General features: G+C 72.6%; 12 protein-coding genes. 9 read left to right on the top strand and 3 right to left on the bottom strand.

Features of this window, described 5'->3' with window-relative positions:
* Window positions 1-68: 68 nt before the first annotated feature.
* The 4 genes from QQS16_RS16645 to QQS16_RS16630 all read left to right on the top strand — a co-directional run bounded on the left by QQS16_RS16645 (window position 69) and on the right by QQS16_RS16630 (window position 4032).
* Window positions 69-680 carry an SACE_7040 family transcriptional regulator gene (locus tag QQS16_RS16645; protein WP_286062520.1) on the top strand — a complete coding sequence of 204 codons (612 nt, stop codon included), beginning with the start codon at window positions 69-71 and terminating at the stop codon, window positions 678-680.
* 249 nt (window positions 681-929) lie between these two features.
* Window positions 930-2087: an acyl-CoA dehydrogenase family protein gene (locus QQS16_RS16640; protein WP_286062519.1), complete on the top strand. Its 1158-nt coding sequence runs from the start codon at window positions 930-932 to the stop codon at window positions 2085-2087.
* 35 nt (window positions 2088-2122) lie between these two features.
* Complete coding sequence (locus tag QQS16_RS16635) at window positions 2123-3004, top strand: acyl-CoA thioesterase (RefSeq protein WP_286062518.1); 882 nt, start codon at window positions 2123-2125, stop codon at window positions 3002-3004.
* On the top strand, window positions 3001-4032 hold the full coding sequence (locus QQS16_RS16630; protein WP_286062517.1) for a cation diffusion facilitator family transporter: 1032 nt from the start codon (window positions 3001-3003) through the stop codon (window positions 4030-4032). Before QQS16_RS16635 ends, QQS16_RS16630 begins: the two co-directional genes overlap by 4 nt.
* On the opposite strand, the gene QQS16_RS16625 is transcribed toward QQS16_RS16630, so the two are convergent.
* Both QQS16_RS16625 and QQS16_RS16620 read right to left on the bottom strand, forming a co-directional pair.
* Window positions 3956-4759, bottom strand: coding sequence for a phosphatase (locus QQS16_RS16625; protein WP_286062516.1), 804 nt, complete (start codon window positions 4757-4759; stop codon window positions 3956-3958). The two genes, QQS16_RS16630 and QQS16_RS16625, sit on opposite strands and share 77 nt — an antisense overlap.
* Before the next feature lie 72 nt (window positions 4760-4831).
* Window positions 4832-6286, bottom strand: coding sequence for a PucR family transcriptional regulator (locus QQS16_RS16620; RefSeq protein ID WP_286062513.1), 1455 nt, complete (start codon window positions 6284-6286; stop codon window positions 4832-4834).
* A gap of 172 nt (window positions 6287-6458) precedes the next feature.
* Between QQS16_RS16620 and speB the strand changes: the two genes are divergently transcribed.
* Both speB and QQS16_RS16610 read left to right on the top strand, forming a co-directional pair.
* On the top strand, window positions 6459-7439 hold the full coding sequence (gene speB, locus QQS16_RS16615) for an agmatinase (protein WP_286062512.1): 981 nt from the start codon (window positions 6459-6461) through the stop codon (window positions 7437-7439).
* Window positions 7436-9127, top strand: a complete 1692-nt coding sequence (locus QQS16_RS16610; RefSeq protein WP_286062511.1) for a thiamine pyrophosphate-binding protein — start codon at window positions 7436-7438, stop codon at window positions 9125-9127. The genes speB and QQS16_RS16610 overlap by 4 nt, the downstream gene beginning before the upstream one ends.
* A 64-nt stretch (window positions 9128-9191) precedes the next feature.
* On the opposite strand, the gene QQS16_RS16605 is transcribed toward QQS16_RS16610, so the two are convergent.
* On the bottom strand, window positions 9192-10001 hold the full coding sequence (locus QQS16_RS16605; protein ID WP_286062510.1) for an endonuclease I family protein: 810 nt from the start codon (window positions 9999-10001) through the stop codon (window positions 9192-9194).
* A 346-nt stretch (window positions 10002-10347) separates the two neighbouring features.
* Here QQS16_RS16605 and QQS16_RS16600 point away from each other — a divergent pair, with 346 nt between their 5' ends.
* The 3 genes from QQS16_RS16600 to QQS16_RS16590 all read left to right on the top strand — a co-directional run bounded on the left by QQS16_RS16600 (window position 10348) and on the right by QQS16_RS16590 (window position 16102).
* Window positions 10348-11199 carry a serine hydrolase gene (locus QQS16_RS16600; protein ID WP_286066350.1) on the top strand — a complete coding sequence of 284 codons (852 nt, stop codon included), beginning with the start codon at window positions 10348-10350 and terminating at the stop codon, window positions 11197-11199.
* Between the two features lie 61 nt (window positions 11200-11260).
* Window positions 11261-12280, top strand: coding sequence for an esterase-like activity of phytase family protein (locus QQS16_RS16595; protein ID WP_286062508.1), 1020 nt, complete (start codon window positions 11261-11263; stop codon window positions 12278-12280).
* Window positions 12281-12370: 90 nt separating this feature from the next.
* Window positions 12371-16102, top strand: a complete 3732-nt coding sequence (locus QQS16_RS16590; protein WP_286062507.1) for an ABC transporter ATP-binding protein — start codon at window positions 12371-12373, stop codon at window positions 16100-16102.
* Window positions 16103-16109 lie beyond the last annotated feature (7 nt).

The following is a 16109-nucleotide window of genomic DNA, read 5'->3' as shown; positions in this document are numbered from 1 at the left end:
CTGTTAATGAGCGTTAACCATTTCCTTCAGGTTAACGACCGCTAACCTCCCTGTCTAGAATTGCTCGCATGGCCACCAGAACCGACGCCCCCACCCGCCGCGAGCAGATCCTCAAGGAAGCCGCGCGGCTGTTCGCCGATCGCGGCTTCCACGGCGTCGGCGTGGACGAGATAGGCGCAGCGGTCGGGATCAGCGGACCCGGCCTGTACCGCCACTTCCCGGGCAAGGACGCGATGCTCGCCGAGCTGCTGGTGGGGATCAGCGGGCAGCTGCTGACGGGGGCGAAGCGGCGGTTGCGGGAGGCCGACGGGGTGCCCTCCGAGGCGGTCCTCGACTCGCTCATCGAGGGCCACATCGACTTCGCCCTCGACGACCGGCCGCTGATCACGCTGCACGACCGTGAGCTGGACCGGCTGCGGGACACGGACCGCAAGCTCGTGCGGCAGCTCCAGCGGCAGTACGTGGAACTGTGGGTGGGGGTGGTCCGGGAGGTGTACCCGGACCTGGCCGAGCCGGCGGCGCGGTCGGCGGTGCACTCGGTGTTCGGCCTGCTGAACTCGACCCCGCACCTGGGGCGCGCGGGGGCGCTGCCGGGCCGGGGGGCGATGGCGGAGCTGCTGCACCGGATGGCGCGGGGGGCGTTCGCGGCGGCGGGGGCGGCGGAGGCCGCGGGGGAGTAGGCGTCCGGCCTGGAGCCGGGGCGCTTTCCTGGGGGGTGACCGAGGGCGGGCTCCGGGGCGGCCGGCCCGTTGGCCGCCGCACCGGCCCGGCGTGACGAGCGTTACCTGGACGGACCTTCCTACTCGCCGGTACCGTAAGTGAGCAAGCGCTTAGCCGAGGGACCGCAACCAGCGATTGAGGAACCCCGACGGCGAGCAACCAGGTACGCGAGAGCGGCGCCGGTCCAGGCGCAAGGAAGGGTGGCGGCGGTGCGCCGTACGGTGTTCAACGAGGATCACGAGGCGTTCCGGGAGACCCTCCGGGCCTTCATCGAGGCCGAGGTCGTCCCGGTCTACGACGAGTGGTTCGCGGCCGGCCAGGCGCCGCGCGACTTCTACTACAAGCTCGCCGAGCTCGGCGTCTTCGGCATCCGCGTCGACGAGGAGCACGGCGGCGCCGGTATCGACTCGTACAAGTTCGAGGCCGTCATGTACGAGGAGACCGCCCGCGCGGGCGTCTCCTTCGGCGGCTCCGGTGTGCACGTGCTGCTCGGCCTGCCGTACATCAAGATGCTCGCCACCGACGAGCAGAAGAAGCGCTTCCTGCCGAAGTTCGTCTCCGGCGAGGAGATGTGGGCCCTCGCGATGACCGAGCCGGGCACCGGCTCCGACCTCGCGGGCATGAAGACCACCGCCAAGCTCTCCGAGGACGGCACGCACTACGTCCTCAACGGCTCCAAGACCTTCATCACCGGCGGCGTCCACGCCGACCGCGTCATCGTCTGCGCCCGCACCGCCGCGCCGACCGCCGAGGACCGCCGCCACGGCATCTCCCTGTTCGCCGTGGACACCAGGTCCGAGGGCTACTCCATCGGCCGCAAGCTGGACAAGCTCGGCCTGAAGGTCTCCGACACCGCCGAGCTGGCGTTCGTCGACGTCAAGGTGCCCGTCGAGGACCTCCTCGGCGAGGAGAACAAGGGCTTCTCCTACCTCGGCCACAACCTGGCCTCCGAGCGCTGGGGCATCGCCTTCGGCGCCTACGCGCAGGCCAAGGCCGCCGTCCGGTTCGCCAAGGAGTACGTCCAGGAGCGCACCGTCTTCGGCAAGCCGGTCGCCTCCTTCCAGAACACCAAGTTCGAGCTGGCCGCCTGCCAGGCCGAGGTGGACGCCGCCGAGGCCGTCGCCGACCGCGCGCTCGAAGCCCTGGACGCCGGTGAGCTGACCCCCGCCGAGGCCGCCAGCGCCAAGCTGTTCTGCACCGAGGTCGCGCACCGCGTGATCGACCGCTGCCTCCAGCTGCACGGCGGCTACGGCTTCATGAACGAGTACCCGATCGCCCGCCTGTACGCGGACAACCGTGTCAACCGCATCTACGGCGGCACCAGCGAGATCATGAAGACGATCATCGCGAAGGACATGGGTCTGTAAGGCCGGCGACATTACTCGCGGGTAGAACGGACCTCATGAGTCAGGCACTACAGGATCTCCTCGATCTGCTCGACCTCGAGCAGATCGAGGAGAACATCTTCCGCGGCCATTCCCGGTACGCCGTCGTCCCCCGTGTCTTCGGCGGGCAGGTCGCGGCCCAGGCGCTGGTCGCCGCCGGGCGGACGGTCCCCGAGGACCGGCTCGCCCACTCGCTGCACGCGTACTTCCTGCGCCCCGGTGACCCCGGCGCGCCCATCGTCTACACCGTCGACCGGATGAACGACGGCCGTTCCTTCACCGCGCGCCGGGTCCTCGCCATCCAGCACGGACAGCCGATCTTCGCCCTGTCCGCCTCCTTCCAGCGGTACGAGGAGGGCTTCGAGCACCAGACGGCCATGCCGTCCGCCCCGGACCCGGTTACGCTGCCCACCTCCGAGGAGCGGCTGCGCGGCTACGACCACCTCAGCGGGTCGGTCGTCGAGCGGTTCCTGGAGGCGCGCGAGGCGATCGACCTGCGCTACGTGGACGAGCCGCCGTACGGCGCGTTCGGCGAGCCGCGCGAACCGCACTCCCAGGTCTGGTTCCGCACCAACGGCAAACTCGCGGACGACCCGCTGCTGCACGTCGTCCTCGCCACCTACGTCTCCGACATGACACTCCTCGACTCGGTGCTCCTCGCGCACGGCCGGGGCGGCTGGGCGGTCGGTGACGTCGTCGGCGCGTCCCTGGACCACGCGATGTGGTTCCACCGCCCGTTCCGCGCCGACGACTGGCTGCTCTACGACCAGGAGTCGCCGTCGGCGCACGGCGGCCGGGGCCTCGGCCAGGCCCGCATCTACACGCGGGACGGCCGGCTGGCGATCTCGGTGATCCAGGAAGGCGTGGTTCGCGCCCCGCGGGACAACCGAGGGGGATGACCTCCGCACCGCAGGGCGGCGGCGAGAGCACCTTCACGGTGATCGTCGCCGCCTTCGCCAATCTCGGGATCGCGCTCGCCAAGGCGGTCGCCGGCGTCGTCAGCGGCTCCAGCGCGATGCTCTCCGAGGCCGCGCACTCGGTCGCCGACACGGTCACCGAGGTGCTGCTGCTCACCGCCCTCAAACGCAGCGAGAAACCCGCCGACGAGGACCACCCCCTCGGCCACGGCCCCGAGCGCTACATCTGGGCCCTGCTCGCCGCGGTCGCCACCTTCGTCGGCGGCGCCGTCTTCTCGCTCTACGACGGCATCCACACCCTGGTCCGGGGCGAGGAACTCGGCGACCCGCTGGTGTCGTACATCGTTCTCGCCGTCGCCTTCCTGCTGGAGGGCTACTCCCTGCGCACGGGGGTGCGGCAGGCGCGCGGCGAGGCCGCCCGTGCCAGGGTGCCCTTCGGGCGCTACCTGCGCCACACCCCCGACACCGCAGTGAAGGCCGTGGTCCTGGAGGACTCGGCGGCGCTGGCCGGCCTGGCCCTCGCGGCCGGCGGCCTGCTCGGCGGGCAGCTCACCGGATCCGGCGTGTGGGACGGCCTCGCGTCCCTGCTGATCGGCGGGCTGCTGCTGTACGTCGCCTGGGTGCTGGGCCGCTCCAACGCCGAACTGCTCATCGGCCGCCCGCTGCCCGGGCCCGCGCGGGAGCGGATCCGGGCCGAGCTGCTGGCGGTCGAGCACATCGAGGCCGTACTGGAGCTGACGACGCTCGTACAGGGTCCGCGGGAGGCACTGGTGGCCGCGAAGGTCGACTTCCGGGACCTGTCGACGGCCGCCCAGATCGAGCGGGCCTGCGAAGAGGCCGAACGGCGGCTGCGGGCGGCGGTCCCGGCGGTCGGCCGGGTCTACCTGGACCCGACGCCCACGCCCGGTCCGACGCCTGCGCCCGGCTCGACGCCTACGGCCGGTCCGTCTGCGCCAGCCCCGCCTCCGCCAGCAGGTACGCCGTCATCGGGTCGTAGTAGCGCGGACTGACCACGTGGTCGTCGAGGGGGACCGCCACCTGCACGGTGCCCTCCGCCTCGGCGAGGAAGAGCGCCGGGTCGTTGCAGTCCGCGTAGCCGACGGAGTCGACGCCGTGCTGCCCGGCGTAGCCCGCCCAGCCGTGGTCGGCGACGACCAGGTCGGGCAGCGGGCGGCCCTCCTGTTCCAGCGTGGTGAGGATCGCCTTCATCGGCTCACCGGAGTGCGTGTGCCACAGCGTGGCCCCGTGCTCCAGCACCGCCACGTCCGCGAACTGCATGACGTATCCCTCGTCCGTCTGCAGCCCGTCCGGGATCACCACGATCTCGCAGCCCGCCGTCCGCAGCGCGGCGGCCGTGGCGCGGTGCACGTCGAGCAGGCCGCCCGGGTGACCGGTGGCGAACAGGACCCGCTGCTGTCCGTCGGCCGCCTTGCGCAGCCGGGCCGCCATGCGGTCCAGGGCGGTCACCGTCAGACCGGGGTCGATGGTGTCCTGCCCGTACCGGTACTCGGGGTCGTCGTTCACCCCGACCCGTTCCGCCATCACCGCGAGCACGTCCTGTTCGTCGGTCCAGCGGTCGCCGAGCTCCAGGCCGAGCCAGAAGTTGCGGACGCCGTTGGCCAGCTGGCGGTAGTGGGAGAGGTTGTTCTCACGCGGGGTGGCGACCTCGCCCGCGATACGGGTCTTCACAAGGTGGTCGACGAGCTCGGCGCGGCTGGGTGTCCCGGGTATCGGCATGCCCCCATTGTGGAGCAGACGCCTGTCGGCTCACCCGCCGTCCCGCCCCCTGGGACGTGGGTCACGCCGTGGTCAGGGCCGCCGCAGCGCGAACCACAGCTCCATCCGTACGTCGGGGTCGTCCAGGTCCGCCGCCAGCAGGGCCGCGCACCGGGCGATCCGCTGCCGCACGGTGTTGCGGTGCACGGACAGCGCCACCGCCGTACGGTCCCAGCTGCCGTGCAGCGACAGCCAGGTGCGCAGCGTCTCGGTCAGCGCCGGGGTGGCGCTGACCGGCGCGAGCAGCGTGCGGGCGTATGCCTCGGCCTGGTCCCCGGGGACCAGGTCGGCGAGGGCCGGGCGGGCGCCGTGCCGGACGAGCGGGGCGCGGACCGCCCGCGCCCGGGCCAGGGCGCGGGCCGCCTGGGCGTCGGCGAAGACCCACTCGTGCGGGCCGACGGCGGCGCTGGCACCGAGCGTCCAGCCGGGCTGCGGGGCGGCCTCCCGGCCGTCCGGCACGAGGACCCGTACGACGTCCTCGGCGAGGTCCACCAGCGGGGAGCCGAGTGCCGCGCCCAGCGCGGAGGCGGCCACCGCGTCGGGTGCCCGGCCGTCCGGCCGGGCGTGCACGACGACCCACCGCTCCCCGCCGAGCAGCGGCGCGACCGTCTCCGGAGCGGCTCCCAGCAGCAGCCGGACGAGCGCCGAGGACCGGGCCGCCCCCGTACCGCTCTGCTGCTCGCCGGTGAGCAGGGACAGCAGCACGGCGGCGACGGAGGCGATGGTGTGGTCGCCGGACTCGTGCCGCGGGGCCGCGACCCCCAGCACGAACCCCTGCCCGGCGCCGAGGGCGTAGGCGGCGAGACGGGTGCCGGCGACGGTGTCGGTCGCGGTGGCCGGAGCGCGGCCGGCCGGCACCCGCGCCAGTTCCGCCAGCGCCTCCCGCACCGCGTCCGCCGGCTCGTCCCCCGCCGCCGCGATCTCGGTGCCCTCCGGCCCGTAGAGCACCGCCCGGCCGCCCACCCGCCGGGCGAGCTGCCGCAGCACCGACGGGACCGGGTCGGGGCGGGAGGCCGCGGCGGCCAGGCTCTGCTGGGCCTCGGTGACCCGGCGCAGCTCGGTGTGCCGGGCCCGGGCCATCAGCTGCCAGACCGCGCGGGCCACGCCGGAGAACGTGGTCCGCGGCGGGACCTCGACCAGCGGCAGCCGGTACGCCTCGCAGGCCGCGACCAGCGCCGCCGGGACCGTGTCGTGCACCGGCGCCACCCCGAAGCCGAGGGCGGCGCCGCCCGCCGCGACGATCCGGGAGACGTAGTCGTCGAAGTAGGTCCCCGAATCCGCCGCCCCCGGAATGTGCACGCCCGCCGTCAGCAGCAGCTCACCGCCCAGCAGATAGGGGTACGGGTCCGCCATCTCGGAGGTGTGCGCCCCGTGCACGACGACGCCGGGATCCGACGGCCCGGCGATCTGCCGCAGGGCCAGGTCCTGACGGGCCAGGAGGGCCGACAGTGGTATCGGCGGGGTGGGAGGGACAACGGGGTCCGGCATGGTGGACCTTTCCTCCGTCGTGCTCGGATCGAATGGAGGAAACGTACACTTCGCGGTCGCTTTCCGGCCACCTAGTGTCGGACCTCGACCCGCCATGACCGCAGGACGCTCGGGACGAGGTCAGGGGCGACCGGCGGTCATACGCGACACGAAGCAGGAAAGAAGGCAGTTCATGAGCGGCAACCAGACTCCCCGCGGCCCCGTCGACTCCTCCCGCGTCCCGCGGTACGCCGGTCCCGCGACCTTCGCCCGGCTGCCCCGCCTGGACGAGGTCGGCCGCGCCGATGTCGCCGTGGTCGGGGTGCCGTTCGACTCGGGCGTCTCGTACCGGCCGGGCGCCCGCTTCGGCGGCAACGCGATCCGCGAGGCGTCCCGGCTGCTGCGGCCGTACAACCCGGCGCAGGACGCGTCCCCCTTCGCGCTCGCCCAGGTCGCGGACGGCGGCGACATCGCGGTGAACCCCTTCGACATCCACGAGGCGGTGGAGACCGTCGAGGCGGCGGCCGACGACCTGCTCGGCACCGGCGCGCGGCTGATGACCCTCGGCGGCGACCACACCATCGCGCTGCCCCTCCTGCGCTCGGTGGCGAAGCGGCACGGCCCGGTGGCCCTGCTCCACTTCGACGCCCACCTCGACACCTGGGACACGTACTTCGGTGCCGAGTACACCCACGGCACCCCGTTCCGCCGGGCGGTGGAGGAGGGCATTCTCGACACCTCCGCGCTCTCCCACGTCGGCACCCGCGGCCCGCTGTACGGCAGGCAGGACCTCACCGACGACGAGAAGATGGGCTTCGGCATCGTCACCTCGGCGGACGTGTACCGGCGCGGCGCCGACGAGGTCGCCGACCAGCTCCGCCAGCGCGTCGGCGACCGCCCGCTCTACATCTCCATCGACATCGACTGCCTGGACCCGGCGCACGCGCCCGGCACCGGCACCCCCGAGGCGGGCGGCATGACCTCCCGTGAGCTGCTGGAGATCCTGCGCGGGCTGGCCTCCTGCCACCTGGTCTCGGCGGACGTCGTCGAGGTGGCCCCCGCGTACGATCACGCGGAGATCACGTCGGTGGCCGCCTCCCACACGGCGTACGAACTGACCACGATCATGTCCCGCCAGATCGCCGCGGCACGCGAGGAGAACGAGGGCAAGTGACCCACGACCACGACCTGGTGCTCCGCCCCACGCCGGCCCAGACGGAGGCCGCGCTGAACCCGCCCCCCGGCCGGCTGGGCGGAGACCTGGTCGTGGAGACGCTGGCCGCTCTCGGCGCGACGACCGTCTTCGGCCTGCCCGGGCAGCACGCTCTCGGCGTGTTCGACGCCCTGCGCCGCTCCGATCTGCGGTACGTCGGTCTGCGGGTGGAGAACAACGCGGGGTTCGCGGCGGACGCCTACGGCCGGATCACCGGCGAGGCGGCTCCGCTGCTGCTGTCGACGGGTCCCGGCGCGCTGACGTCCCTGGCGGCGCTCCAGGAGGCCGCCGCCGCCAGTGCCCCCGTGCTGGCCGTCAGCAGCCAGGTCCCGACGGCGGGCCTCGGCGGCGGCCGCCACGGCTATCTGCACGAACTGCCCGACCAGGCGGCCTCGTTCCGGGGCGTGGTGAAGTCGGTCCACACGGTCCGCGCCCCGTCCCAGATCCCCTCCGCGCTCGCGGACGCCTGGAAGTCGGCGCTGACGGCTCCGCACGGCCCGGTGTGGGTGGAGATCCCGCAGGACGTGCTGCTGGCCCCGACGACGATCCCGGTGGTGACCGGCGGCGACGCCTTCCCCGACGAGCTGCCCCCGCGCCCCGAACTGACGGCGGTCGCGGCCGATCTGCTGTCCCGCGCCGCCCGGCCCGCGATCATCGCCGGCGGGGGAGTGGTCCGGGCGGACGCGTCGAAGAAGCTGCGCCAGCTGGCCGAGCGGCTCCAGGCGCCGGTGGTGACCACCTTCGGCGGCAAGGGCGCGTTCCCCTGGACGCACCCCCTGTCGCTCCAGTCCTGGCTGGAGGACCGGCACACCACGGACTTCCTGGAGGACGCGGACGTCCTTCTGGTCGTCGGCTCGGGGCTCGGCGAACTCTCCTCCAACTACCACACGTTCGCGCCGCGCGGCCGGGTCGTCCACATCGAGGCGGACCTCGGCAAACTGGAGGCCAACCACCCGGCGCTGGGTATCCACGCGGACGCGCGCCTCGCGCTCCAGGCACTCCTGGAGACGGTGACCGAGCGCGCGGACCCGTCCGCCCCGGAACGCGTACGCGACCTGCTGTCCCGCGTCCGCGAGCGCCTCGACGCGCAGGAACTCACCCTGGAACAGGACGTGCTGGCGTCCGTGCGCGGGGCACTGCCGGCCGGCTCCCCGTCCTTCTGGGACATGACGATCCTGGCGTACTGGGCCTGGTCCGCCTTCGACGCGAAGGGGCCGAACACGATGCACTCGGCCCAGGGCGCCGGCGGCCTCGGCTACGCCTTCCCGGCCGCGCTCGGCGCGGCGGTCGCCGACCCGACCCGCCCGGTCCTCGCGGTCTCCGGCGACGGCGGCGCCCTGTACTCGATCGCCGAACTGGCCACCGCCCGCCAGTACGACCTGAACGTCACCTGGCTGATCGTCGACGACGGCGGCTACGGCATCCTGCGCGCGTACATGACGGACACCTTCGGCGAGACGACGGCGTCGGCGACCGAGCTGGCCCGGCCCGACTACGCGGCCCTCGCGGAGTCGTTCGGCGTGCCAGGGATCCGGACGAGCCCGGAGACGCTGCGGAGCGACCTGGCGAAGGCGCTGGCGTCACCGGGTCCCTCGGTGGTGGTGCTCCCGGCGGTGCTGCGGATGTTCGCGGCAACGCACCGGGACTGAGGGCGCGCCCCGCGCCGCGACCGGGGGCACGCCCCGTGTCCCGGCCGCGGCGCGCCCCCGACCGTCACCAGATCGCCTCGACCCACTCCGGGTGGTCGATGAACGGGTTGCGGTTCTTCTGGTACGTGTCGTAGATGACCTGGTTGCGGCGCTCCTCGAAGGCGTCCGGCGGGTCCTCGACGTTCCACTGCTTCAGGACCGAGAGACGGCCGTGCAGGGGGACGCTGCTGTTCGTGACGGCGTCGTTGGCCTCCAGGTCGGGCCAGCTGTCGTCGCCCTCGTAGCGGACGGCCATGTAGAGGATCATGCGGGCCACGTCGCCCTTGACGGCGTCGCGGGGCTCGAAGGAGTTCGAGTCGGTGAGGCTGCCGCCGGAGTTGGTGAAGCCGCTGCCGCCGTTGTCGAAGTCCTTGTTGCCGCGGATGCTGTTGACCTGCACGTCCTCGGGGCGCAGATGGTGCAGGTCGGTGCCGGGGCCGGCCGAGGTGCCGAAGTCGCCGTGGGACTGCGCCCACACGTGCTCCCGGTTCCAGTTGCCGGTGCTGCCGCCGTTCAGGGTCTTGCTGCGGGAGATCCCGGAGTAGAGCAGCTTGACGTTGCCGGTGTTGTTCGGGTCCTGGTCGGTGACCTTCAGCGCCTCCCAGACGGCCGAGTACGACAGCTTCGTCTGGGGGCTGATGATCGTGTGCAGCGAGGACTTGAGGCTCGTCCCGGTCTTGCCGACCGCGTTCTTGTAGTACGTCGTGTCGTACGCGGTCGTCGTGGCGGCGGCCGGGGTCGCGGTCAGCGCGGGGGCGGAGAAGCCGACCAGGACGGCGGAGACGGCGAGCGCCAGCGGCTTCCAGCGGCGGGCGCGTATGGGGCTGACGGGCATCGGGGGTGTCCGTTCTACGCGGGTTGATTGAGCGGGCAATCGGGAGCGTGACATGAACATGCATTCCTGTCCATGAACCGGACGTGTCCATCAGGTGACCGGATCCGACAATCTGCCCCTTGTCCACGCGAGTCGCGGCCCTGCTCGCCCGCCCGCACCGCCGTCCCGTGCTTCCGCGCCCTTCCGTGGCCTCGCCGCCGGCTCCGGAGTCGCCGCGTGCCACCGCCGCGCGGACCGTGCCCCCGCCTGCGACTGCGCACGGCGCGCGATGGCGCTCGGCGGCCGTTACCCAACGCGCACACGAACCCGTACAACCATTCCCTCGAACTCATGAGTCAACATGCACATGACTCACGGGATACCCAGACGCGCGAGAGTGGTGGCGGCCGGCGTGGGTGCCGGCCTCCTGCTGCCCCTCGTGGCCGCCGCCGCACCGGCCGCCGCCGCCACACCGACCGTCAGTTGCACGTCCGCCAAGGCGGGCCTCGCCGCCAAGCTGAAGAAGGACATCACCGCGGCCCTCGCCACCCGCAAGGGCACGATCGCCGTCGGCCTCCACGACCGCACCACCAACACGACCTGCACCCTGCGCGCGTCGACCGCCTTCGACTCCGCCAGCGTCGTCAAGGTCACCGTCCTCGCCGCGCTGCTGTGGGACGCGAAGAAGCACAACCGCTATCTCACCGACCGCGAGACCACCCTCGCCAAGGCCATGATCACCAAGTCGGACAACGCCGCGACCAGCACGCTGTGGAAGCAGCTGGGCATGACCAAGATCAAGGGCTTCCTCACCGCGGCCGGCATGACCCAGACCAAGCCCGGCGCGAACGGCTACTGGGGGCTGACCCAGATCACCGTCACCGACCAGCAGAAGCTGCTCAAGCTGATCACCGCGAAGAACACGGTCCTGAGCGACAACTCCCGCGCCTACATCATCAAGCTGATGGGCCAGGTGGTCTCCTCCCAGCGCTGGGGAACGCCGTACGGAGTGCCGTCCGGCGTCTCCGTGGCGGTCAAGAACGGCTGGCTCCAGCGGGCCACCAACGGCTGGCGGGTGCACAGCGTCGGCGCGTTCAAGGGCAACGGCCACGACTATGTGATCACCGTCCTCACGCACGGCAACAGCACCATGAACTACGGCATCACGACCATCCAGGGCGTGGCCAAGGTCATCCACCGGGACCTCGCCGCGAGCTGACGTCCCGATGCTTCACCAGCCGGTCTCCCGGACGTCACCGGCCCCTCCTACGGTGACGTCCATGCGACTGAGAACCGTCCTCGCGACCACCACCGCGGCCGTGGCGGCGGCCACGTGCCTGTCCGCCGCCACGCCCGCCAGTGCCGGACAGGGCCATGCCTGCTCGTCCGCCGTCTCCCTCGACCGCTTCTCGGACGCGCTCGACAAGACGGCGTACGAGGGCACCTTCGTCGGCAACCTCTCCGCGCTCGCGGTGGACGAGGACGGCTCACTGGCCGCCCTCTCCGACCGGTCGTCCCTGTTCGGCCTGGACGCCAGGACCCTCCAGCCCCGCCGGGTCGTCCCGTTCGCCGACGAGAACGGCGCCGCGCTCGACTCCGAGGGCCTGGTGGTCGACCGGGACGGCACCCGGCTCATCACCTCGGAGAGCGAGCCGTCGATCCGCCGGTACGGCCGCGACGGCGCGATCCTGGACCGCCTCCCGGTCCCGCCCGCCCTCCGGGTCGCCCCGGCCGGCCGAGCCGTCCCCAACGGCACCTTCGAGGGGCTGACGCTGCTCCCCGGCGGACGCACCCTGCTCGCGTCCATGGAGTACGCCCTCTCCGGCGACCGCGCGGACACCGTCCGCTTCCAGACCTGGCGGCGGACCGGGAACGGCCGCTTCGCGCTCGCCGTCCAGTACGCCTACCGGGCCGACACCGGCCTGGGCGTCCCCGAGGTGCGGGCCACCCCCGACGGCCGCCTGCTCGTCCTGGAACGCGGTTTCACCTCCGGCGTCGGCAACACGGTCCGTCTGTACCTGGCCGACCCCCGGCACGCCACGGACACCAGCGGCGTCGAGCACCTGACGGGCCAGGCCGGCGTCCGCCCGGTCAGCAAGACCCTCCTCGCCGACATCGCGGACTGCCCGGCCCTCGGCGCCACGGCGAAGCAGCCCCAGCCCAACCCGCTGCTCGACAACATCGAGGGCATGACGGTCACCGGCCGCGCGGGCGACCGCCTGAAGGTCCTGCTGGTCAGCGACGACAACCAGAACGCCGTGCAGACGACCCGGTTCCTCTTCTTGCGGGTACGCGTCTGAATCCGCTCCCCCGATTGTTGCGGAGGGATGAAATCCGCTTCCCGCCGCGTTGGTGCCTTCTGGAAGATCAGGTAGCGAGGAGGGCACCGCGTGGCACCGCACCAGGGGGAGACACAGAGCTGGGCACGCAGGCTGGCCGGCTACGCGTGGCGCCATCCCCGCAACGTCGTGCTCGCCCTCGGCTCCAGCCTCGCCGGCATGGCCGTCATGGCGGTGGTCCCCCTGATCACCAAGGTGATCATCGACGACGTGGTCGGCGACCACAGCCGGGGCATGGCTCCCTGGGCGGGCGCCCTGATCGTCGCGGCCCTCCTCGTGTACGTCCTCACCTTCGTCCGCCGCTACTACGGCGGACGTCTCGCCCTCGACGTCCAGCACGACCTGCGCACGGAGATGTTCGGGACGATCACCCGCCTCGACGGCCGCCGCCAGGACGAGCTGTCGACCGGGCAGGTCGTCGGCCGCGCCACCAGCGACCTCCAGCTGATCCAGGGCCTGCTCTTCATGCTCCCGATGACCATCGGGAACATCCTGCTCTTCCTGATGTCCCTGGTGATCATGGCCTGGCTGTCGCCGCCGCTCACCCTGGTCGCCGTGGCCGTCGCGCCCGCCCTGTGGTGGATCGCCCGGCGCAGCCGCACGAGGCTGCACCCCGCCACCTGGTACGCCCAGGCCCAGGCCGCCGCCGTCGCGGGCGTGGTCGACGGCGCCGTCAGCGGCGTCCGCGTGGTGAAGGGGTTCGGGCAGGAGGACCAGGAGACCGGCAAGCTCCGCGAGGTCGGCCGCCGCCTCTTCGCCGGACGCCTGCGCACCATCCGCTTCAACTCGCGGTACACCCCGGCCCTCCAAGCGGTCCCGGCCCTCGGCCAGGTCGCGATGCTCGCCCTCGGCGGCTGGCTCGCGGTCCGCGGGCACATCACGCTCGGCACGTTCGTCGCCTTCTCCACCTACCTCGCCCAGCTGGTCGGCCCCGTCCGCATGCTCGCCATGGTCCTCACGGTCGGCCAGCAGGCCCGCGCGGGCACCGAACGCGTCCTGGAGCTGATCGACACCGAGCCGTCGATGAAGGACGGCACCAAGGAACTCCCCGCCGACGCCCCCGCGAGCGTCGAGTTCGACGACGTCTCCTTCGGCTACGACCACGAGCGCCCCGTCCTCGACGGGCTGAGCTTCGAGATCCGCCCCGGCGAGACCCTCGCCGTCGTCGGCTCCTCCGGCTCCGGCAAGTCCACCGTCTCCCTGCTGCTGCCGCGCTTCTACGACGTGACGCACGGCGCCGTCCTCGTCGGCGGTCACGACGTGCGCGAGCTCACCCTCGACTCGCTGCGCGCCGCGATCGGCCTGGTCCCCGAGGACTCCTTCCTCTTCTCCGACACGGTCCGCGAGAACATCGCGTACGGCCGCCCGGGCGCCTCCCAGGAGGAGATCGAGAGCGCCGCCCGCGCCGCCCAGGCGGACCGTTTCATCGCCGAGCTGCCCGACGGCTACGACACCAAGGTCGGCGAGCACGGACTCACCCTGTCCGGCGGCCAGCGCCAGCGCATCGCGCTCGCCCGGGCCCTGCTCACCGACCCGCGCCTGCTGGTGCTCGACGACGCCACCTCCGCCGTGGACGCCCGCGTCGAGCACGAGATCCACCAGGCCCTCCAGCAGGTCATGCGGGGCCGGACGACCCTGCTGATCGCCCACCGCCGCTCCACCCTCAACCTCGCCGACCGCATCGCCGTCCTGGACGCCGGCCGGCTCGCCGACATCGGTACGCACGAGGAGCTCCAGCAGCGCTCCGCCCTCTACCGCCGTCTCCTCACCGACCCGGACGAGCTGGGCGGCGTCTCCCCGGGCCACACCCGGCCCGCGGCACCGGCCGAGGACACCTCCGTACGGGAGGAACTGGACGCCGAGTTCGACGCCGAGCGCGGGGTGACGCCCCGGCTGTGGACCGGTGACCGCGAGCCGAAGGACCTCGCGCTGGCCGGCACCCCGGCCACCCCCGAACTCCTCGCCCAGGTCGAGGCGCTGCCCCCGGCGGCCGACACCCCCGACATCGACGAGGCCCGGGCGGTCATGCCCGAGGAGTCGTACGGCCTGCGCCGGCTGCTGCGGGGCTTCGGTCTCCCGCTCCTGGTCAGTCTCGGCCTGGTCGCGGTGGACGCCGGCATGGGGCTCCTGCTCCCGGTGATGATCAGGCACGGCATCGACGACGGCGTCAGCCGGATGGCGCTGGGCGCGGTCTGGGCCGCGTCCCTGCTCGCCCTGGTCGCCGTCGGGATCCAGTGGGCCGCGCAGATCGGCGAGACCCGGATGACCGGCCGCACCGGCGAGCGGGTCCTGTACGCCCTGCGGCTGAAGATCTTCGCCCAGCTCCAGCGGCTCGGGCTCGACTACTACGAGCGCGAGCTGACCGGCCGGATCATGACGCGGATGACGACGGACGTCGACGCCCTCTCCACCTTCCTGCAGACCGGCCTGGTCACCGCGTTCGTCTCGGTCGTCACGTTCTTCGGCATCATGGGCGCCCTGCTGGTGATCGACGTCGAACTCGCGCTCGTCGTGTTCGCGACCCTGCCCCCGCTGATCGTCGGCACCTTCTTCTTCCGCCGGGCGAGCGTGAAGGCGTACGAACTGGCCCGCGAGCGAGTGTCGGTGGTCAACGCCGACCTCCAGGAGTCGGTGTCCGGGCTGCGGATCGTGCAGGCCTTCCGGCGCGAGCGGGACGGCGGGGCGCGGTTCGCGGAGCGCAGCGACAGCTACCGCCAGGCGCGTATCCGGGGCCAGTGGCTGATCTCGGTCTACTTCCCCTTCGTGCAGTTCCTGTCGTCGGTGGCCGCGGCGGCCGTCCTGGTCGCGGGCGCGGGCCGGGTGGACGACGCGACGCTCACCACCGGCGCGCTGGTCGCGTACCTGCTCTACATCGACCTGTTCTTCGCCCCCGTCCAGCAGCTCTCCCAGGTCTTCGACGGCTACCAGCAGGCGAGCGTCTCGCTGGGCCGCATCCAGGAGCTGCTCCAGGAGCCCACCTCCACCAAGGCCCCGGACAAGCCGCTGGACGTCACCTCCCTGCGCGGCGACATCGCCTTCGAGGACGTGCACTTCCGGTACGGCGACGACGAGGAGGCGCTCGGCGGCATCGACCTGCGCATCCCCGCCGGGCAGACGGTCGCCTTCGTCGGTGAGACCGGCGCCGGCAAGTCGACCCTGGTGAAGCTGGTCGCCCGCTTCTACGACCCGACGAGCGGCCGGGTGACCGTCGACGGCATGGACCTGCGCGACCTCGGCCTCACCGCGTACCGCCACCGCCTCGGGGTCGTCCCGCAGGAGGCGTACCTCTTCCAGGGCACCGTCCGCGACGCCATCGCCTACGGCCGGCCGGGCGCCACCGACGCCGAGGTGGAGGCGGCGGCCCGCACGGTCGGCGCGCACGAGATGATCGCCACGCTGGAGGGCGGCTACCTGCACGAGGTCGCCGAACGCGGCCGCAACCTCTCGGCGGGCCAGCGCCAGCTGATCGCCCTGGCCCGCGCCGAACTCGTCGACCCGGACGTGCTGCTGCTCGACGAGGCCACCGCGGCCCTGGACCTGGCCACCGAGGCCCAGGTCAACCAGGCCACCGACCGCATCGCGGGCCGCCGTACGACCCTCGTGGTCGCCCACCGGCTCACCACCGCCGCCCGCGCGGACCGGGTGGTGCTGATGGACCGGGGCCGGGTCGCCGAGGACGGCACGCACGACGAACTGCTGGCCCGGGGCGGGCGGTACGCCGAGCTGTGGCGGACGTTCGTGGGCGCCCCCGAGCCGGAGGAGCCGGTCGGCGCCGCCCAGTGAGCACCCC

The sequence above is a fragment of the Streptomyces sp. ALI-76-A genome (assembly GCF_030287445.1).
In the GTDB taxonomy this organism is placed as follows: Bacteria; Actinomycetota; Actinomycetes; order Streptomycetales; family Streptomycetaceae; genus Streptomyces.
The sequence above is the reverse complement of the archived record's forward strand: the minus strand, read 5'-3'. Positions and strand labels throughout refer to the sequence as shown.

What these genes read in the sequence shown, in the direction of transcription:
- QQS16_RS16595 (WP_286062508.1), top strand. Translation starts at nt 11,261, where the DNA reads ATGCGACTGAGAACCGTCCTCGCGACCACCACCGCGGCCGTGGCGGCG.
- QQS16_RS16600 (WP_286066350.1), top strand. Translation starts at nt 10,348, where the DNA reads ATGACTCACGGGATACCCAGACGCGCGAGAGTGGTGGCGGCCGGCGTG.
- QQS16_RS16630 (WP_286062517.1), top strand. Translation starts at nt 3,001, where the DNA reads ATGACCTCCGCACCGCAGGGCGGCGGCGAGAGCACCTTCACGGTGATC.
- QQS16_RS16605 (WP_286062510.1), bottom strand. Translation starts at nt 10,001, where the DNA reads ATGCCCGTCAGCCCCATACGCGCCCGCCGCTGGAAGCCGCTGGCGCTC.
- QQS16_RS16635 (WP_286062518.1), top strand. Translation starts at nt 2,123, where the DNA reads ATGAGTCAGGCACTACAGGATCTCCTCGATCTGCTCGACCTCGAGCAG.
- speB (WP_286062512.1), top strand. Translation starts at nt 6,459, where the DNA reads ATGAGCGGCAACCAGACTCCCCGCGGCCCCGTCGACTCCTCCCGCGTC.
- QQS16_RS16625 (WP_286062516.1), bottom strand. Translation starts at nt 4,759, where the DNA reads ATGCCGATACCCGGGACACCCAGCCGCGCCGAGCTCGTCGACCACCTT.
- QQS16_RS16620 (WP_286062513.1), bottom strand. Translation starts at nt 6,286, where the DNA reads ATGCCGGACCCCGTTGTCCCTCCCACCCCGCCGATACCACTGTCGGCC.
- QQS16_RS16645 (WP_286062520.1), top strand. Translation starts at nt 69, where the DNA reads ATGGCCACCAGAACCGACGCCCCCACCCGCCGCGAGCAGATCCTCAAG.